General features: G+C 66.7%; 18 protein-coding genes and 1 pseudogene. 10 read left to right on the top strand and 9 right to left on the bottom strand.

The genetic code is table 11. The features are described from left to right. The first annotated feature begins 42 nt into the window (after nucleotides 1-42). Nucleotides 43-1,050, top strand: coding sequence for an NAD(P)H-dependent glycerol-3-phosphate dehydrogenase (locus CBI38_RS27295; RefSeq protein WP_109333855.1), 1,008 nt, complete (start codon nucleotides 43-45; stop codon nucleotides 1,048-1,050). A gap of 16 nt (nucleotides 1,051-1,066) precedes the next feature. On the opposite strand, the gene CBI38_RS27300 is transcribed toward CBI38_RS27295, so the two are convergent. Further along, complete coding sequence (locus CBI38_RS27300) at nucleotides 1,067-1,753, bottom strand: M50 family metallopeptidase (protein ID WP_109335395.1); 687 nt, start codon at nucleotides 1,751-1,753, stop codon at nucleotides 1,067-1,069. A gap of 241 nt (nucleotides 1,754-1,994) precedes the next feature. Between CBI38_RS27300 and CBI38_RS27305 the strand changes: the two genes are divergently transcribed. Further along, nucleotides 1,995-2,423 (top strand): CBS domain-containing protein, encoded by a 429-nt coding sequence (locus CBI38_RS27305; protein WP_109335396.1) that lies wholly within the window; start codon nucleotides 1,995-1,997, stop codon nucleotides 2,421-2,423. 78 nt (nucleotides 2,424-2,501) lie between these two features. Here CBI38_RS27305 and CBI38_RS27310 read toward each other — a convergent pair whose 3' ends face one another. Continuing rightward, the gene (locus CBI38_RS27310) at nucleotides 2,502-3,689 is read right to left on the bottom strand and encodes an ATP-binding protein (protein WP_109335397.1); all 1,188 of its coding nucleotides are present in this window, start codon (nucleotides 3,687-3,689) and stop codon (nucleotides 2,502-2,504) included. A 177-nt stretch (nucleotides 3,690-3,866) separates the two neighbouring features. On the opposite strand from CBI38_RS27310, the gene shbA reads away from it, so the two are divergent. From shbA to CBI38_RS27325, 3 genes are all read left to right on the top strand, one after another. Beyond that, nucleotides 3,867-4,457 carry an RNA polymerase sigma factor ShbA gene (shbA, locus tag CBI38_RS27315; RefSeq protein ID WP_109335398.1) on the top strand — a complete coding sequence of 197 codons (591 nt, stop codon included), beginning with the start codon at nucleotides 3,867-3,869 and terminating at the stop codon, nucleotides 4,455-4,457. Nucleotides 4,458-4,519: 62 nt separating this feature from the next. After that, the gene (locus CBI38_RS27320; RefSeq protein ID WP_109333857.1) at nucleotides 4,520-5,620 is read left to right on the top strand and encodes a WD40/YVTN/BNR-like repeat-containing protein; all 1,101 of its coding nucleotides are present in this window, start codon (nucleotides 4,520-4,522) and stop codon (nucleotides 5,618-5,620) included. Then, nucleotides 5,617-5,907, top strand: coding sequence for a ubiquitin-like small modifier protein 1 (locus CBI38_RS27325; RefSeq protein ID WP_109333858.1), 291 nt, complete (start codon nucleotides 5,617-5,619; stop codon nucleotides 5,905-5,907). The genes CBI38_RS27320 and CBI38_RS27325 overlap by 4 nt, the downstream gene beginning before the upstream one ends. 41 nt (nucleotides 5,908-5,948) lie before the next feature. On the opposite strand, the gene CBI38_RS27330 is transcribed toward CBI38_RS27325, so the two are convergent. Next, nucleotides 5,949-6,620, bottom strand: coding sequence for a cyclase family protein (locus tag CBI38_RS27330; protein ID WP_109333860.1), 672 nt, complete (start codon nucleotides 6,618-6,620; stop codon nucleotides 5,949-5,951). 144 nt (nucleotides 6,621-6,764) lie between these two features. Between CBI38_RS27330 and CBI38_RS27335 the strand changes: the two genes are divergently transcribed. Both CBI38_RS27335 and CBI38_RS27340 read left to right on the top strand, forming a co-directional pair. After that, nucleotides 6,765-10,265, top strand: a complete 3,501-nt coding sequence (locus tag CBI38_RS27335) for a serine/threonine-protein kinase (protein ID WP_109333862.1) — start codon at nucleotides 6,765-6,767, stop codon at nucleotides 10,263-10,265. A 20-nt stretch (nucleotides 10,266-10,285) separates the two neighbouring features. Beyond that, the gene (locus tag CBI38_RS27340) at nucleotides 10,286-11,050 is read left to right on the top strand and encodes a maleylpyruvate isomerase family mycothiol-dependent enzyme (RefSeq protein ID WP_109335399.1); all 765 of its coding nucleotides are present in this window, start codon (nucleotides 10,286-10,288) and stop codon (nucleotides 11,048-11,050) included. Nucleotides 11,051-11,077: 27 nt separating this feature from the next. On the opposite strand, the gene CBI38_RS27345 is transcribed toward CBI38_RS27340, so the two are convergent. After that, complete coding sequence (locus CBI38_RS27345) at nucleotides 11,078-11,503, bottom strand: pyridoxamine 5'-phosphate oxidase family protein (protein WP_109335400.1); 426 nt, start codon at nucleotides 11,501-11,503, stop codon at nucleotides 11,078-11,080. Between the two features lie 137 nt (nucleotides 11,504-11,640). Between CBI38_RS27345 and CBI38_RS27350 the strand changes: the two genes are divergently transcribed. Both CBI38_RS27350 and CBI38_RS27355 read left to right on the top strand, forming a co-directional pair. Then, complete coding sequence (locus CBI38_RS27350) at nucleotides 11,641-12,693, top strand: Dyp-type peroxidase (protein ID WP_109333864.1); 1,053 nt, start codon at nucleotides 11,641-11,643, stop codon at nucleotides 12,691-12,693. Further along, complete coding sequence (locus CBI38_RS27355; protein ID WP_109333866.1) at nucleotides 12,690-13,496, top strand: family 1 encapsulin nanocompartment shell protein; 807 nt, start codon at nucleotides 12,690-12,692, stop codon at nucleotides 13,494-13,496. The genes CBI38_RS27350 and CBI38_RS27355 overlap by 4 nt, the downstream gene beginning before the upstream one ends. A gap of 24 nt (nucleotides 13,497-13,520) precedes the next feature. Here the strand turns inward: CBI38_RS27355 and CBI38_RS27360 are convergent, their stop codons facing one another. The 4 genes and pseudogenes from CBI38_RS27360 to CBI38_RS27375 all read right to left on the bottom strand — a co-directional run bounded on the left by CBI38_RS27360 (nucleotide 13,521) and on the right by CBI38_RS27375 (nucleotide 17,275). Continuing rightward, nucleotides 13,521-14,855, bottom strand: coding sequence for a hypothetical protein (locus tag CBI38_RS27360; RefSeq protein WP_109333868.1), 1,335 nt, complete (start codon nucleotides 14,853-14,855; stop codon nucleotides 13,521-13,523). Next, nucleotides 14,852-15,130: pseudogene (locus tag CBI38_RS27365) on the bottom strand (hypothetical protein); the annotation flags it as partial. The pseudogene CBI38_RS27365 and the gene CBI38_RS27360, both read right to left, overlap by 4 nt. 100 nt (nucleotides 15,131-15,230) lie before the next feature. Continuing rightward, nucleotides 15,231-15,428 (bottom strand): hypothetical protein, encoded by a 198-nt coding sequence (locus tag CBI38_RS27370; protein ID WP_109333870.1) that lies wholly within the window; start codon nucleotides 15,426-15,428, stop codon nucleotides 15,231-15,233. Next, the gene (locus CBI38_RS27375) at nucleotides 15,425-17,275 is read right to left on the bottom strand and encodes a hypothetical protein (RefSeq protein ID WP_109333872.1); all 1,851 of its coding nucleotides are present in this window, start codon (nucleotides 17,273-17,275) and stop codon (nucleotides 15,425-15,427) included. The genes CBI38_RS27370 and CBI38_RS27375 overlap by 4 nt, the downstream gene beginning before the upstream one ends. Before the next feature lie 263 nt (nucleotides 17,276-17,538). Between CBI38_RS27375 and CBI38_RS27380 the strand changes: the two genes are divergently transcribed. Next, nucleotides 17,539-18,054 carry a CGNR zinc finger domain-containing protein gene (locus CBI38_RS27380; RefSeq protein ID WP_109333874.1) on the top strand — a complete coding sequence of 172 codons (516 nt, stop codon included), beginning with the start codon at nucleotides 17,539-17,541 and terminating at the stop codon, nucleotides 18,052-18,054. A 33-nt stretch (nucleotides 18,055-18,087) separates the two neighbouring features. Here the strand turns inward: CBI38_RS27380 and CBI38_RS27385 are convergent, their stop codons facing one another. Beyond that, complete coding sequence (locus CBI38_RS27385; RefSeq protein ID WP_109333876.1) at nucleotides 18,088-18,519, bottom strand: VOC family protein; 432 nt, start codon at nucleotides 18,517-18,519, stop codon at nucleotides 18,088-18,090. Nucleotides 18,520-18,524 lie beyond the last annotated feature (5 nt).

The following is an 18,524-nucleotide window of genomic DNA, read 5'->3' on the forward strand; positions in this document are numbered from 1 at the left end:
CCCTATTCGCCCCAGGAGTGATCGATACAGGAGTGATCGATAATGGCCCGGCCGGTACGCGTCGTCGTTCTCGGCGCGGGCTCGTGGGGAACCACGGTGGCCGGACTGGCGGCGCGGAACACACCGACCCTGTTGTGGGCGCGGAGCTCGGACACCGCCGACGAGATCAACACCGTCCACCGGAATTCCCGGTACCTCGGTGACCGCGTACTCCCCGATTCGATGCGCGCCACCGCCGACCTCGTCGAGGCAGCGCAGGAGGCAGATGTCCTCGTCGTCGGGGTGCCCTCACATGCCGTCCGCGGCACCCTCTCGCAGATTGCCAACGAGGTGCGCGCGTGGGTACCGGTGCTGTCGCTGGCCAAGGGACTCGAGCCCGGCACTCGGCTGCGTCCCACCGAGGTGATCGCGGAATGCCTCCCCGGCCATCCCGTCGGGCTCCTCGCGGGGCCGAACATCGCTCGGGAGATCGTCGACGGACTTGCCGCGGCTTCCGTGGTGGCCACCCAGGACGTTCGAGTGGCGACCGCCCTGCAGCCACTGTTCGCGTCCCCAGTCTTCCGCGTCTACCGCAACACCGACGTGCTCGGGTGCGAGCTCGGTGGCGTGCTCAAGAACATCGTGGCCATCGCGTCGGGCATGGCCGACGGACTCGACGTCGGCGACAACACGCGGGCCATGGTGCTCGCCCGAGGGCTCGCCGAGATGACGAGGCTCGGCGAGGCGATGGGCGCCAACCCGCGAACCTTCGCCGGCCTCACCGGTGTCGGTGACCTGATCGCGACGTGCATGAGCCCCAGTTCCCGTAACCGCCGGGTGGGCGAAGCGCTGGCCCGCGGACTCACCGTGGAGGAGGCCGTCGCCCAACTCGGCCAGGTCGCGGAGGGTGTCAAGACCGCACCGACCGTCATGGAACTCGCCCGTGACCACGGCGTGGACATGCCTATCGCCGCCGAGGTGGAAGCCGTGGTGGCGGGGCGACAGACGGCGGAAGGTGCCTACCGCGGCCTGCGCAAGGTCGCGGCAGGCAGCGAGCACGAGGTCGCATGACGAGCGGGGCCCGCGATCACCCCCCGACCGGACGGAGAATCCACCAGCCTCCGAGCAGGAGACATCCGATGTTGACCAGCAGGAAGAGCCCCACCCAGACGATGCCGGGAACGCGGGTGAGCCGCGCCAGCTGATCGGCGTCGGAGTCGGGGGCGGCCCGCCGTGCCCGACTCCGCTGCAGTTCGATGACCGGCCGCGGCGACGCCACCAGCATGAAGGACGTGATCAGGTAGGCAGCCGCCACTTGCTGTTGCTCCGTGCCGAGCCAGACCAACCCGAACAGGAGGGCTCCGACGACGGTGAGGGAGAACAGCCCGTAGAGGTTCCGAACCAGGATCAGCATGGCGGCGAGTGCCACCACCCCGATCCAGAGCACCGCGACGGCATGGCGGGTACCGAGCACCCATGCTGCGCCGAGGCCGAGGACCGCGGGACCCACATACCCCGCAAAGGTCATGAGAACGACACCGAGTCCTGTGGGCTTGCCCGACGAGATCGCGACCCCGGACGTATCCGAGTGCAGCCGGACGCCTTTCAGTCGTCTGCCGAAGAGCAGCGCGACCACGAGGTGCGCACCCTCGTGGATGATCGTCACCACGTTGCGCGTGATGCGCCAGGCGTGGGGCTCGAGTACGAGCACAACCGCTACCACTGCCACCACCTGGACGATCCACGTCGCCGGGGTGGGGCTGACCGCGCTCACGCGCTCCCACAGCGATCGAATCCCGTCTACACCCGCCGCGTCGTATGCGGCGGCCCCGCTCACTCGAGTCATCGGCGCCGAATGTACGGAGGAACGGCGTGGCCCGAGGAGCAGGATCGTTCGCAAGGCTACGGTCACGAGTAGGTAAACATGCGGAGAGCTGCCGTAGCGCTGGCCTAGGCTCGATAGTTGCCCGCGATCGACCCGGCGGGTACGAGTGCGGATGGATCGGGGTGTCCAGATGCGGATCGCGGATGTATTGCGGAGCAAGGGTACGGCGGTAGCGACGGTCGACGCCGATACGTCGGTGACCAGCCTGGTCGACGAGCTCGCCCAGCACAATGTCGGCGCGCTGGTGGTGCTCGAGAAGGGCTCGTTGGTCGGCATCGTGACCGAGCGCGACGTCGTGCGCAAGATTCACGAGCGTGGACCCGACGTGCTGAAGGCACGGGTCGCGGACATCATGAGCACCTCGGTGTTCACCTGCCTGCCCACCGACAGTGTGGACAGCCTCGCCGAGACCATGACCGAGCGCCGGATCCGGCATCTGCCCGTGGTGGTGGAGGGGCAGCTCGTCGGCATCGTCAGCATCGGTGACGTGGTGAAGAGCCGGATCGGCGAGCTGCAGAGCGAACGCGACCAGCTCGAGCACTACATCGATCAGGGCTGAACTCCACGACTCCCGCTAGCGTCGTATTCGACTCTCTAGCGTTGAGCCTAGAAAGCGATAGATTGCACTACCGATCTCTCAGTCGCTCTGGCCGCGCAGATACCGGCCGAAATGCGGGACGGTGAACCCGATGGATCCACGCTCGGCCGAATAGATCAAGCCCTTCTTGATCAGGCCGTCCCGGGCGGGTGACAACGAGGCCGGTTTACGACCGAGTTCGGCGGCGATCGCTGCTGTCGCGACGGGGCCGTCGTCGCCGGCGAGATCCGCCATCGCCCGCATGTACTCGCGTTCGGCCGGGGTCGCGCGCTCGTAGCGGGAACCGAAGAACCCCACGGCGAGTTCTTCTTCCGCGGTCGGTGCCGCCACCCGCACGTCTTCCTCGGTGATCGGGCTGGCCGCAGCCACATCCCAGGTGGCCTTCCCGTACGCCTGCACGAAATAGGGATAACCGTCGGCGGCCGCGTACAACGCATCCAAGGCTTCGTCGGCAAACTTCACATCTTCCCGCTCCGCGGGCGCGATCAGCGCGCGATCCGCCGACGCCCGGTCCAGCCGGTCGATGCGGTGGTAACTGAAGAGGCGCTCCGAGTAACTCTTCGATGCCGACAACACCGCAGGCAGGTGCGGGAGACCGGCACCGACCACGATGAGCGGCGCCGCGTCCTGGCTGAGTTCGTGGCACGCGCCGCAGATCGCGGAGACGTCCGCGGCACCGAGGTCCTGCATCTCGTCGATGAACAGCGCGATCCCGACGCCCACATCTCGCGCCAGCGAGGAGGCGTCGAGCAACAACTCCACCAGATCGATCTCGATGTCTCCCGAATCCGCCCGACCCTTCACGGCCGGGGCGTCGATCCCGGGTTGCCATCTCTCCCGCATGCCCTTGTCCGCCGTCGCCCGCAACGCGAACGACTTCAGCACGCCCAGAAACTCCTCGACCCGATCGGGGTTGCGGTGTGCCCCCGCGATCTCGCGCACTGCCATGTGCAGCGCCGACGACAGCGGTCGGCGCACGTCCTGGTCGGGGCGGGCCTCGATCTTGCCGGTGCCCCAGCTGCGGGAGATGGCCGCCGACCGCAGATGATTGAGCAGCACCGTCTTCCCGACTCCGCGGAGGCCGGTGAGCACCACAGTGCGTTCCGGACGGCCGCGGGCGATCCGCTCGAGCACCACGTCGAACGCGTCAAGCTGTCTGCTTCGGCCCGCGAGCTCCGGTGGACGCTGGCCTGCACCGGGGGCGTAGGGGTTACGGACGGGGTCCATGGCCTCGAAGGTAACAACCTCGATAACCGAATCTGCGGACATCTAGCGCGTGTCCTAGATCCCGCTATGAAGTCCACGACGCCCACGAGGGGGTGGGTGTTCGTCACCCTTCGGTGCCTATCGACGGGCGCCCGTTCCGCCGAGGCTGGAAGCAGTCACACGGAACGGGAGAACACCATGATCGAGACGGACGTCAGAGCACAGCTCGAGCGCCTCGCACCCCTCGCCGCCGTCGGGGACGAGGAGGCCGTGGAAGAGATTCTCCGCATCGCCCACCCGGTGGTGCATCGCTACTGCACGTCCCGACTCGAATCGGTGGAACACCCGCACGCCTCGGCCGACGACGTCACCCAAGACGTCTCCCTCGCGTTGATGAGCGCACTGCGCACCTACCGCGACGAAGGTAAATCCCTGCTGTCGTTCATCTTCGGTATCGCCGCACACAAGGTGGCCGATGCCCGTCGGCGCGCCAATCGCCTGTCGGTGCCCACCGCACGATCGGCCACTGCGCATCACACCGTCGATATCGACGAGGGGCCCGAGCACCACGTGCTGCGCACCGAACTTCGAGGGGAGATGGACGAACTGGTGCAGACGCTCCCGGTCCGGCACCAGCAGATCGTGTTCATGCGCATCGTGGTCGGGATGTCCGCCGAACAGACGGCTCGCGTGCTCGACACCACGCCCGGGGCCATTCGCGTCGCCCAGCACCGCGCGCTCGCCCACCTGCGGTCCCGGATCCACGCGTCGCATTCCCTCGCCAGCTGACCTGACCGTCGAGGTGTGATCGCACCATTGCCATTCGCCGGACCGAGTGGTCCGATGTAACGATGAGCGCAGCCGACACAGTTTTGCTCGCGATCGGAACCAAGAAGGGCCTCTGGCTGGCCACCAGCCGAAACCGCACCGCGTGGTCGTTTTCGGGCCCACACTTCTTGATGCACGAAATCCCCAGCATCGGCATCGACACCCGCGCGGGCCGCACCCGCATTCTCGTGGGGGTCCGGTCGGAGCACTGGGGACCGACCGTCGCGCACTCCGACGACCTGGGCGCCACATGGGTCGAACCGGACCACGGAGCGATCCGATTCGGTGACACCGACGACGCCGCGCTCGAGCGGATCTGGCAACTCCAACCGGACAGCGCAGACCGGCCCAGTGTCGTATGGGCGGGCTGTGAACCGATTTCGGTGTGGCGATCCCTGGACAGCGGCGAGCACTTCGAACTCGAGCGCGCACTGTGGGACCACCCGCACCGGTCGCAGTGGGGTGCCGGGTTCGGCGGCGCTGCAGCTCATTCCGTGGTTCCGCATCCCCGCGACCCGCACACGGTGCACGTCGCCATGAGCACGGGTGGCGTCTACCGCACCACTGACGGCGGCCGCACCTGGCAGCCGCGCAATGCGGGCATCTCGGCGGGCTTCCTGCCGGATCCGAATCCGGAGTTCGGGCAATGCGTCCACAAGATCGCCCGTGACGCGGTGACCGAGAATCGGCTGTATGCGCAGAACCATCACGGCGTGTACCGATCCGACGACAACGGCGACACGTGGAAGTCGATTGCCGACGGGTTGCCGTCGGACTTCGGTTTCGTCATGCTCACCCATCCGTCTCGCGAGGGCACGGTGTGGGTGGTGCCGATCGAGGCCGACGCCGAACGGATCCCACCGGACGGCCGCCTCGCCGTGTACCGCAGCGAGGATGCCGGCAACACCTGGACCCGGCTCGACCGCGGCTTACCCGAACGCGAGTACAACGTGGTGCTGCGTGACGCCGCATCCGTCGACACCGCCGACCCCGTGGGAGTGTATTTCGGTACGCGCGGCGGTGCCGTATATGCGAGCGCCGACGAGGGCGCCACGTTCACCGAGGTGGTCGGACACCTGCCCGACGTCCTCTGTGTGCGCGCGGCGGTGGTGGCCGCGCCGTGACCGGGGCGGTGTCCGTTCGGGTTCCGCGCGCCCTCGCCTCGATCGTGGGCGGTGAACGCACCGTCGACGTGGCTCTCGACTCCGTGGCAACAGTGGCGGCGGTCCTCGACGTTCTCGCCGAAAGGTATCCAGTGCTCGGCAGGCGCATTCGCGACGAGACCGGCGCCCTGCGCCGGTACGTCAACGTCTACGTGAACGGCGAGGACGTTCGCCTACTGAGCGGCGTGAGCACCGAAGTGGCGCCGGGCCAGGAAATACAGATTCTGCAGTCGGTCGCCGGAGGCTGACAGTCACCGCGCGTGCATGTGGTTCGAGCCCGCCGTCGACTTCAGTACCCGAGGTCGAGCGCCACCGCACGGGTGGGGGCGCCGTCCGAGCCTTCGATGGAGATCGGCAACAGGCTCACGAGGGGGTCGGGGAAGTCGATGAGGTCGACGTGGCACAGGTTCTCGCCGATCACTCCCCCGGCAGCGGCGATCAGGTGGTGCACCGGATATCCGTTGTCGGCCTGCTCGTCGGAGGGCGTCTCGTCGACACTCGGTGCGTCGACGCAGAATGTCCGCACCCCCCGATCGAGCAGTAGTTCGCAGGCATCGGGATCGAGATAGGGGTGCATGTAATAGGCGTCGCTGCCGTAATAACGCGACCATCCGGTATGGAACAGGGCGATGTCGCCGGGTCCTACGCGTTCGGCAGCGGCCCGGATCGCATCAACGGTAATACGTTCGCGCGCACCGAGATCCCGGACGTCGAACAACACGCCGCGGCCGACGAACAGCTCCGGCGGCAGGGCGTCGACGGTGGCGCCGGTTGCGTCCATGTGGGCGGGCGCATCTACATGGGTGCCGGATTGCGATCCGAAGCGGACACCCAAGACGTTGTAGCCATCGCGTTCGATCGTGCGGTGCGGCGTCAGCATCGGCACCGGATCGCCGGGATACACCGGCATTCCGGGACCGATCGTGTGGGAAAGGTCCACGATTCTCCGCACGTGTGGCATCGTTCGATTGTCCACGGTTCGCGGGCATGTGCACGCTGGGGCGGCGGCACGGCACTGCGCGCCACGATATGCTCGACGACGAGCAAAGAGGTGGTTGCATGCCCGCGCGGTTGCTGACGCCACAACGTCAGGTCGAGGCCGACGATGGCCGAATTTGATCCGCTCGCGACTCAGCGTGGCGCCGCTCCCACGCTCGCAGCCGAACTCTCCGCAGTCGGGCTCGAGGATGCCGTAGAAATCGGCCGCGGCGGATTCGGAGTGGTCTACCGCTGCGTGCAACCCCAGCTCGACCGGACCGTCGCCGTGAAGGTGCTCACCGCGGAACTCGACGCAGAAAACCTCGAACGATTCTTGCGGGAACAACGCGCGATGGGCAGATTGAGCGGACACCCACACATCGTCAACATCATGCAGGTCGGCGCTACGGACAGCGGCAAACCCTTCATCGTGATGCAATTTCATCCCCACGACTCGCTCGACATGCAGATCCGCAGAAGGGGTCCCGTGCCGTGGAGCGAGGCGCTCCGAATCGGCGTCAAACTCGCCGGCGCCCTGGAGACCGCCCACAGGGTGGGAATACTCCACCGCGACGTGAAACCCGGCAACATCCTCCTCACCGAATACGGCGAGCCGCAGCTCACCGACTTCGGCATCGCACGGATGTCCGGGGCATTCGAGACCTCGGCCGGCACAGTCACGGGATCACCGGCGTTCACCTCCCCCGAAGTGCTGTCGGGACGGGCACCGACCGCGGCGTCCGACGTGTACAGCCTGGGCGCCACCCTGTTCAGCGCCATCACCGGTCATGCCGCGTTCGAGCGGCACCACGGCGAGGAGGTGATCGCCCAGTTCCTGCGGATCACCACCCAGCCTGTGCCCGATCTGCGCCAGGAAGGCTTTCCCGCCGACGTGAGCGACGTGATCCAACGGGCGATGTCCGGTAACCCGGAGGAGCGTCCGGCCTCCGCCGCCGCGTTCGGAGACGAACTCCGCGACATCGAACGCCGTCACGGGCTGCCCGTCGACGAGATGGCGATGCCCGTCGACAAAGGCATCGTCGTCGTCCATCCCGCCGATGCCGCACCGTCCGGCGCCGGCACCACAACCGGTGACACCCCTCGCTCCACCACCGGCAGGCGACGGGACACCTCGACACCACCGCCGACGCCGGCTACCCGGTTCCGGGCGCCGGTGCCCACCCGGCGACTGGTGGAGCGTGCACGCCTCATCGACCTGTTGCGGGCCGGCCGCCGCCGGCTACTCACAGTCATCCACGGCCCGACCGGCTTCGGGAAGAGCACCCTGGCTGTGCAGTGGCGTGATGTCCTGACCGCGGACGGTGTGGCCGTCGCATGGCTGACCGTCGACAACGACGACGACAACGTGGTCTGGTTCGTCGCGCACCTCATCGAGGCGATCCGGCACGTGCGGCCGAGTTTGGCCGAGGAACTCGGTCAGGTTCTCGAGGAGCACGACAACGAGGCCGAGCGGTACGTACTCACCTCCCTCGTCAATCAGATCCACTCGAGCGGTGAGCGCGTCGCGCTGATCATCGACGACTGGCAACGGGTGTCCGATCCGGCGACGATCGCCGCCCTGGAGTTCCTCCTCGACAACGGGTGTCACCACCTTCAGGTGGTCGTCGTGAGCCGGACCCGGGCGGGCCTGCCGATGAGCCGGATGAGAGTCAAGGACGAACTGGTTGAAATCGATTATGCCGAACTCCGTTTCGACAACGGTGAGGCGCGAGAGTTCCTCGTCGACCTCGGTGGTCTGCCCCTCGAGAACGACGACGTCACCGAACTCCGAGATTCCACCGACGGCTGGGTGGCGGCGCTGCAGCTGGCCTCGTTGTCGTTGCGGGGCCGGTCCGATCCCGGGGAACTCATCGCCGGGCTGTCGGGACGGCATCATGCGATCGGCGAGTTTCTCGCCGAGAACGTCCTCGACACCCTCGAACCGGCGATGCTCGATTTTCTGCTCGCCACGTCGATCACCGACCGCATCTGTGGACGCCTCGCCTGCACCCTCGCGGACACGGCGCGGGGGCAGGCCATGCTCGAGGAGGCGGAGGACCAGGATCTATTCCTTCGTCACATCGACGACGAGCGGACGTGGTTTCGCTACCACACCCTCTTCGCCGAATTTCTCCGTAGGAGGCTCGAACGCGATCAGCCCGAACGTCTTCGGGAACTTCATCGGGCAGCGTCGGAGTGGTTCTGCAACCACGGACTGCTCCGGGAGGCTGTCGATCATGCTCTGGCGGCCGGTGACGAACAACGGGCCGTCGAGTTGGTGGAGGCCGACGGGTTGTCGCTCTTCGAGCATTCGCAGACCGCGACGCTGCTCTCCCTGGTCGGCAAGCTCCCGCCGCGGTTGGTGCAGCGCAGTGCCCGACTGCAGATCACCGTTGCCTGGGCAGACATGATGTTGAGCCGCATGGAACCGGCGCGGCGGGCACTCGAACTGGCCGAGCGTGCCCTTGAACACAGCGCACTCGACCCGGGGGACATCGCGGATCTCCACGCCGAGATCGGTGCGGTTCGCGGGGTCGGGGAGCTGCGCGCCGACCGGATCGACGACATCGACGAACTCGTCGCCGAGAGCCTCGCCCAGCCGGAATCATTGCACCCCTGGGTGGTGTCGGCCGCTTCCAACGTCGCCACCTTCGCCGCAGTGTATCGATTCGATTTCGCCGCAGCGCGACGGCTCCAGGAACGAGCGCAACCCTACTACCAGCGGAACAAGGGACCGCACAACATGGTTCACGGTGAGTGCTACGTGGGCATCTGCGCGCAGGAAGAACTCGACGTCGACGAGGCCGAGAAGCGCTTCCGCAAGGCGAGGGGTGGCGCGCGGAAAGCCGGCGGAGTGCACGCGCCCTCGGGCCGGCTCGCGGGTTCCCTTCTCGGCGAGCTCCTCTACGAGCGGGGCGAACTCGACGAGGCGGAGCAGTTACTCGACGACGGTTACCGCCTCGGCGCGGAAAGCGGCGGCGTGGACTTCAAGATCGCCCGGTACGTCACAGGGGCCCATATCAAGGCACTCCGGAACAACCGCGATGAAGCCGCCCGCCGGCTGCACGAAGGCTACGAAATCGCCACTGCGCATCGACTTCCGCGCCTGAAGGCCCGCGTGGAGAACGAACGGCGCAGATTGGGGATCTCCGCCCATCCCGCACTCGGGCCAGCCACACCGATCACCTATGCAGAGCGTCGCCGACCGGTGCAGGGGCTGAACTCGATCACAGCGCAGGTAGAAGAAGCCACCGCCATCCGTCTCCTCCTCGCCACCCGTTCCCAGGAGAACATCGAGCTGGCCTGCACATGGGCGCACGAGTGGACCGGCAGGCTGGAGGGCAGCGGACGCCGACGGGCGCTGCTCCTGGCCGATCGACTGCTGGTGGCGTGCCTTGCCGCGGCGGGCCGCGAAGACGAGGCCAAGAAAGTACTCGCTTCCGTGGCGTCCATCTGCGCCGTCCGGGGCCTTCGCCGCATTCTCCCCGACGGTGGACCGCTCGTCGTCGCCCTCTCCGCGGATCTGCGGGCAGATCAACTGGCCGGCGACTGGCAACCGGAGTGGCCTGCCGTCCCACCCGAATTCCTCGAACAAATCCAGGCGTCGACTGCCCCGTACACCTTGTGACGATGGATTACCGTGAGCGGATGACGAACCCCGGCACGCCCCTACTTCTCGACGTTCTGCGCACCGAAGGGCAGCGCATCGCGTCGATGCCGGCCGACGCTCTTGGCGCGCCGGTACCGTCATGCCCGGGTTGGACGCTCGAACACGTGGTCCGGCACACCGGCAAAGTCCACCTGTGGGTGACCGCCGTGATGCAGGCAGGCCCCGGAGCCGCTCTCGACCAGGCTCGACCGGCGCGGCAAATGCCACGGGGACCGGAGTGTCTCGACGCCTACCGTTCAGCTCACGAGTCGATGATGACCGAGTTCGAGCAGCGAGATCTCGATGTGCCCGCAACCACCTTCGTCGGACCCGCAACCTTGCGGTGGTGGGTTCGCCGACAGGCTCACGAGGCGACGGTCCATCGTTTCGACGCCGCCGATGCCGTCCACACGGCCGGTGGGCCACTGCCCGAACCCGCAGACCCCACCGCAGCGGCCGACGGCGTCGGCGAGTGGATCCAGGCCATAGCCTCGCGATTTCTTGGTGCAGGGCAGGTGCCCGAAAGCCTGCTCGGCCGCACCGTACACCTGCACGGCACCGACACCGATGACGCCGAGTGGCTGCTGGCCTTCACCGACGACGGCATGTCCGTCACGACCGAACACACGAAAGCCGACGTCGCGTTGCGCGGCTCGGCGCAACAACTACTCCTCGCCGTGTGGCGGCGGCGGCCGCTCGACAGCCTCCAACTCTTCGGCAACGAAGCCGTTGCCGAAGCCCTTCTCGACACCGTGCAGGTCTGAGGCGTTTTCCCCGGGCACCGGAGCGAGTCAGCTCGATCCCATATCTGCCGATCGCCAGTGCTCGGGCCGGAGGTAGATCGCAACCTGCTCGCCGAGCTGAGCCTTGGCGAAGTGGAGGTAGGCGTCGACCTTCTCCGGCACGAGATAACGCTGAGCCATCTCCCGCATCATGTCGTCCGTTCCCGGGGCGGTTCGCGTCACCGCGCCCTCGACGGAGACGTATCGAACGGTGGGTTCGACTCGTTCGACCATCATCGTGAATCGCCCGGCCGCCTCGATGAGGCGCGCCTTCTCCGACCCGGGGCCGGTGAGCACCCACACTTCGCCACCGGGGTGGTACTGATACCAGATCGGGACTGTCAGGGGCCCGCGGTGCTCGCCCGCGGACACCGACAGCGCCGCGATGTGCGGCTCGGCCAGGAACTGTTCGCGCTCGTGCGCAGAGAGTGGCATGTCGCCGACGGTAGACGCACCCACCGACATCGTGTTCCGGTAAGGATTGCGGTCCCGAGTCGACGGATTCAGCCGAGGGTGTTGAATGGGACCCGTCGGTCGGTGCAGCGTCGTTGTCGAGATGATCGGAGGCCGTGATGCCGGGTCCAGTGCCGAGATTGGCTGCGCAAGCCGTTCTCACACCACCGAGTGCGGCATCGCTCTTCCTCGTCGTGGTGGCGGGTGAGTCGCGAGAGGACGCGCTGACGGTCCGCGACGTCGTCGCCGACCTCGAAAGCCTTCTCAAGGCCGTGGGTTTCCGGGAACTGTCGGGATCGCTGTCGTGTGTGGTGGGCATCGGGTCCGAGTTCTGGGACCGTTTGAGCCCCGCCGCCAAACCGGCTCTGCTGCACCGCTTCCTCCCCCTGTCCGGACCCGTTCACAGCGCCCCGTCCACTCCTGGCGACGTCTTATTCCACATCAAGGCTGCCCGCGCCGACCTCTGTTTCGAGCTGGGCCGCTTGCTCGTCGCAGCGCTCGGGTCCGCTGCCACCGTTGTCGACGAGGTGTCCGGCTTCCGGTATTTCGACGCCCGCGATCTCCTCGGATTCGTCGACGGCACCGAAAACCCCACGGACGCCGACGCCGACGAGGCCGCCCTCATCGGAGACGAGGATCCGGATTTCCGTGGTGGCAGCTACGTGATCGTGCAGAAGTATCTGCACGACATGAGCGCCTGGACGTCGCTCAGCGTCACCGAGCAGGAACGCGTCATCGGGCGTACCAAGCTCGAGAATGTCGAGCTCGACGAGGACGCACAGCCCGGCAACTCCCACGTCGCCCTCAACACGATCGTCGACGATGAGGGTGTCGAACACCAGATCCTCCGCGACAACATGCCGTTCGGCAGCCTGGCGGCCGGTGAGTTCGGCACCTACTTCATCGGTTACGCCAGGGATCCGGGCGTCACCGAACTGATGCTGCGCCGCATGTTCCTCGGCGAACCGCCCGGCAATTACGACCGCATCCTCGACTTTTCCACGGCCGTCACAGGCACGCTGTTCTTCGTTCCGAGCCGGGACGTCCTCGAGTCCCTCGCCGACGAACCGGAGAGCGCCGAGACGCCATCGAATGTCACCGGCGAAGCCGAGGAGCCGGACCCGTACGACCTGTCCTTGAACATCGGTGGTCTCAAAGGAGTATCGCAATGAGTGATTCGAGCAATCTGCACCGCAACCTCGCCCCGGTGACGGAGGCAGCGTGGCAGCAGATCAGCGAGGAGGCGGCCCGTACGTTCAAGCGCCATGTCGCCGGGCGACGGGTCGTCGACGTCGCGGGGCCGTTCGGTTACTCCTACTCCGCCCACAACGTCGGGCGCGTCACCCCGATCAGTACCTCCGACAGCCGAATTCGGGCACAACTGCGCCAGGTCCATCCCCTCGTCGAACTGCGTTTCCCGTTCACGCTCAGTCGCGCGGAGGTCGACGACGTGGCCAGGGGCTCTCTCGACTCCGACTGGCAGCCCGTCAAGGACGCCGCGAAGGCCCTCGCGTTCGCCGAGGACCAGTCGATCTTCGACGGGTTCGAGCAGGCCGGGATTCGCGGCATCGGCGCGTCCAGCGACAATCCCGTCCTGAGCTTGCCCGAAGATCCGCTTCTCGTTCCCGACGCCGTGGCCTCGGCATTGTCGGCGTTGCGTCTCGCCGGTGTCGAGGGACCGTACTCGGTGGTAGTCGACGCCGACACGTACACGGCAGTCAGCGAGACCCGCGATGCCGGGCACCCGGTGTTCCACCACCTCGACGCCCTGGTCACCGGCGACATTATCTGGGCCCCGGCGATCCGCGGCGGGTACGTGCTCTCCACCCGTGGCGGTGACAACCAGCTGACCCTCGGCGCCGACCTGTCCATCGGCTACGACAGCCACACCGCGACCGACGTGACGCTGTACCTCGAAGAGACGTTCACGTTCTCCTCGCTCACCGCCGAGGCCGCGGTCGTTCTCCAACGCTGACAGCCTCCACGCCGAGCGTGCGCTTCAGCCGCCGAACAGCAGGTACAGCCCACCGAAGGTGTACGTGACCATGGTGAGCAGCAGTGCCAGCTGTCCGGTGAGCTGATGCCCGCGCGGCAGAATTCGCACCGATGCGTCGTGTGCCGCGACCACGCCCAGGACGTGCCCGATCAGCACACAAAGCACCTTGATCGACGCGGTCGCGGACGGGTGCTCGGACAGTATGTACGCCACCTCGGCGTTGCCCAGTCCGAGCAGATTCCATCCGCGCCCCAGCGGGTCGGCCAGCAGGATCACCGTCGCCTGACCCTTCTCCACCAGGTACGTCAGGTAATGGGCGAACACATAGCCGATGATGATCGGAATCAACGAATGCGAGAGCAATCCGGGGAGGGCGGCGCGCTGCTCGGGACGTAGGCCGCCCGTCGCCCTGGTGGCCGCCCAGAACGACACACCCACGAAGCCGATGAAGACGAGCAGTCCGGCCGTGCGCGCCAGCGTCTCCGCTACTGGTCCCCCGGCTGCGTCGAGGGTGCGCTGCCACCATGGAAAGGCGGAGAAGCTGTCGAACGCCGTCGACCCCAGCAGCGTCGCCATCAATGCCACCGACCCGGCGCGCACGGGCATCGACCCCAGATGGTCGAGCGGATTACGTAAGGCGATCCGGCCGTCACCGCGGTTGCGGCTCAGCGGTGACAACCGGGATGCAAGGGTGCTGTAGACCTCGAAGGGATCACCTCGCTCGCACCAGCGCTCCCCCGCGACAACAGCGCCGGCCAACGTCGTGACGAGGTAGGCCACACACCAGGTACGCACGGCGGTAACCGAACCCGGATTTGAATAGGCGAGTTCGAGCCACACAAAAGCGAACAGACCCACCACCGCCGGTCGATATCCCCAGGAGTCGCCGTAACGCCGGTTCCGTTCTCCGGGTGAGCGCCCGAGCACGGCGCAACCCATTCGATGCACTGTCCGTACCGGGGACAGCACCCGCCAGATCGGGCCGAACGCCAGCGACGCCGCGACCAGGCCCACCCACAGAAGCACGTAGAACACACCGGGCAACGCATTGTCCGCGGACGTCGACGGTCCGAAGAACGCGGCCAGAGCCACCCACGCGGTGAGGACGAGCGCTACACCCGCCAGGACGTTCCGGGTGATGGGCGAGTCCGCGAACCGCGTGACCCAGTCGGGGAGGGCGCGGCCCGGGCGGTCGGGATCGAGTTTCGGGGTCTTCCACGCGAAGGCCAGAACGACGAACGACACGGTCAGCGCCCAGCTCGCGCCAATAAGGGCAAAGGTGAAGGGAATCGGAAGATCGGTGGACCCACCGAGCCCGTGTGCGAGCACAGCGGTCATGGACGCACGAGCAGGGTGGCCACCGTCTTGCCGGTCTCGTGCAGCTCCAAGGCGACCTGGCCCGGAACCTCTACCGAGAACTGGGTCTGCTGGCCCGTCCCCGGGTGAATTTCGAACGAGTGCTCCGGCACCGCATGTACGTGCAGTTCATCGTCGGCGTCACTGTCGACGCGCACGGTCACGGTCTGTCCTACCGCGACGTCGATGCGCTCGTTGGTGGGCGTCACCGTGCCTTGGTTGATCCGGAGGTCGATCACGACACTGTCCTCGGCCGCGTCCGGTGTGGTCTCTGCCGAGGTCTCACTGGCCGGCGTACCGGTGCCGGGGGCTTCGTTTCCGGAACCGCACCACCACGGCGGTCAACCGCCTGATCACCTAGACGTCCTCCTCTTTCCGCTTCGTTGATTCGTCATCGGTGTTCTCGGCATTCTCGGCTGCCTCGGCTTTACGGTCCCGGACCGCCAGATAGACGACCAGACCGACGACGAGGAATGCCGGAACGAAGGCGGGAATCGCCAACAACACCGAGTGGTCCGCGAGATACACGACATTCGGGTCGCTCGCCGGACTCATGTCACGTTCACGTCCTCGCGGGTGTCGGCGGTCGCCTGCCCCCTGGTGTACTTGCCGATCCGTCCGGCGCCCCAGGCCAGGGCGGTGACGAGTGCGAGTGTGCAGGCCAACACGACGAGGGAGGCAGCGGCGAACAACCAGCTGGGATGATCGAAGTTGCGCTCCCGCTGCAAGATGGTGATCTCCGGGACGAACTCACGGGTGAACGACGACTCCGCGGGCAGCTCCTCGGCACCGATCCCCGGGTCGCTCGGCAGGAAGATCGGCACCGCCGTCATGGTGCGCCCGTCCTGCACGCGCAGCAATGTCTTCCACGTTCCGTGCACCGGCACGGGCTCGTTGGTCCGGTAGGTTCCTGGCCCGGTGCGTTCGAGGTTGTCCACGGTGAAACCGTTGTCGAGGTCGGGCCCGCCCTGCCAGGACAGGATGGACACCCAGGCCGGATCGTCGCTCGCCAGATCGGGCGGATCGATGGTGACCTCGGCATTGACCATTCGGCCGCCGTCGGGTGCCGCGTCGGTGAGGACCACTGTGGCCGTCGCGTTCTCCGGGACGGTGGCGATCAGGCCGTTGGCGGTTGCACCGCCGATCACCAGTACGGTGGCGACCACGATGGTCCGGCTGAGCGCGGGACGCGGCAAACCCTCGGACCGCAGCACCCGGCCGAGCAGCGCACCACAGGCTCCTGCTGCGATACCGACGGGCACGGCCATCGCCAGTGCCTCCGGCCACATACTGGTGGGCCAGGGGTAGAGGTACATGGCGTCGATCCACAACGATTCGAGCCAGAGTCCCACCGTGGCGACGAGGAATCCGCCCACGGCGCCGAACGCCACCCGATTCTTGATCAGCGGGGTGAGGGCGAGCAGTTCGATGACCACGGCTGCGCCGAGGCACAGTTCGAACACGTTGGTCGGGGCCCCGAGTACCGGGCCAACCATCAACGCGGTCACAGCGCGCACCACTCCGGCGACGGCGACCGCGACGAGTGCCGCGAAAGGACCGAGGACGATGCGCGCGGCGACCAGCGCGAATGCGGCAGCACCGGCGATCATCATCGGCTGCAGGACCAACCGGAACTGTTCGACACCGAAGTCGTACTCGATCTGGAAGACGGACAAGCCGATGATCAGTCCACCGAAGGTGCCGCACCGGAGGAACCAGATGAGCCGACTGTCGGCGGCCGTCTCACCCGTCTTGGCGGCGCGACCTTCGAAGTCGAGGAGGAGAACGCCGATCAGAGACAGTCCCGCTCCGCCGATCAGCATGAGGTGAGTGGGGCCCCACAGCGTGACATCCTGACCGAAGATGCGGTGCCAGACGTCGTCGAGCGGAAAACCGATGAGGGCGTACAAGCCCGCCCCGGCAACCAGTACCCCGCCCACCGGGACGTACCAGGTGCGGGTGATCTTCAGAGCGGCCGGACCTGGCTTCTCGTCGCGGGGCAAGATCATCGCCAGCATGCCGGTGATGAACAGCAGGAAGAGACCCACGAGGATGAAGTAGTGCGCCGGGTTCGCCAGCGGGCCGTCGTCACGCCCGCGTCCGATATGCAGACTCACGTCCCAGATGAAGCCGAAGAACGCGGTGAGAATGGTGCCCACGAAGGTGAACAGCGGGAGCGCCACCCACGCGGGGCGGTCCAGCTTGCGACCCGCGGCGTCGGCAATCGACTGTAGCCACGTGATCTTCCGCGCACGGTGCAGGTACGCGATCCACAGCAGGCCGATCGTGATGACCGCCGTCGCCACCGTGATCCCGATGATCTGGTCGAACGCTGCGCCGCCACCCTCTCCGCCAGATTGCGCGAAGATGAGTGAACTCGAAGTAACAGTAACTTGGCTCACGTGGTGATTATGTGCGTCCCGCGCCGAAAATGCCAGCCCCTCGTCGGGGAGGTCACCGTTCCGTAGACGAATCTATGCCTTTCTGCGATCAGACGTAGATCTGCGTAGATGCCGCTATCGCAGTCTCTACCAGGACTAATCGCCAACGTCCGCAACTACAGCCCGTGTAGGACACCACCCCTGCACTCGTCCGATGTCGCGATACTTCCCGCCAGGCGTGCTCGTGCCGTTCACTCATGGCTCCAGCGTGATGTAATGACATTGTGCATCTCAACCCTTACGGGGAGTATGCGGTGGAACTCGCCGCTGATCTGGCGAATCGCCGGCCCCGGACCATCGACGAACTGGTGGCCCGATGCATCGAGGCCGGAGTCGTCGTCGATTTCCCGGTCTCCGAGGACGACCTCGGAGACGTGGTCGCCGTGCTCGACCGGTGGGCGGTCATCGTGGACGCCGCAAACGAGCAGGACCGCGCAGAGCAGGTCAATCTCCTCCTCGCCAAGGCGTCCGCCTACCCACGTCTGACCAACCACGCCGGCGACGGCTGGCATCTGCACTATCGCGACGACCAGCGTTCCCTCGCCGGAGTGCTCGAGGCACTCATTGCCGTCGGAACCGCATTGCATCTCGTCGGCCGAGGGATGAGCCGCCTCGGCCGGTGCGCGGTGGAGGAATGCACAGTGATCTATGCAGACACCTCGCGGAACGGGCGGCAACGCTACTGCTCGCCTCGCTGCGCCAACCGGGACGCCGTCCGCCGTCACCGGTCGCGCTGCTGACGGTTCCGGTCCGAGCTGACTGTTCCAGGATGATCAGTGCGGGAAATCTTCGCCCGTGAACTCGCGCTTCTCGACCAGCACCAGCCAGTTCCCCGAATTGTCGCGCATCACCGCCTCTACCCCGTAGGGGCGTTCGGCCGGAGGCTGCGTGAACTCGACCCCCTTCGCGCGCAACTCGTCGTAGGTCTTGCGGCAGTCGGTGGTGGTCAATCCGAAGCCGCCCATCGTCCCACTCGCCAGTGCACGCCGGATCGCCTCTGCCATGTCGGCGTCGAGCGGCGGTCCCGGCTTCATGAGGGTGACCTCGAGCTCGGAGTGGTCCGGGTGCATGATCGTCACCCAGCGGAACCCGTCACCCATCGTGACGTCGGTGCCCTCGACGAAGCCGAGCGTGTCGACATAGAACTTCTTCGCCTCGTCCTGATCCGTGACGTACAGCGTTACGAGGGATACGCCTGTAATCATGTGCT

Source organism: Rhodococcus oxybenzonivorans (assembly GCF_003130705.1).
Taxonomy (GTDB): domain Bacteria; phylum Actinomycetota; class Actinomycetes; order Mycobacteriales; family Mycobacteriaceae; genus Rhodococcus_F; species Rhodococcus_F oxybenzonivorans.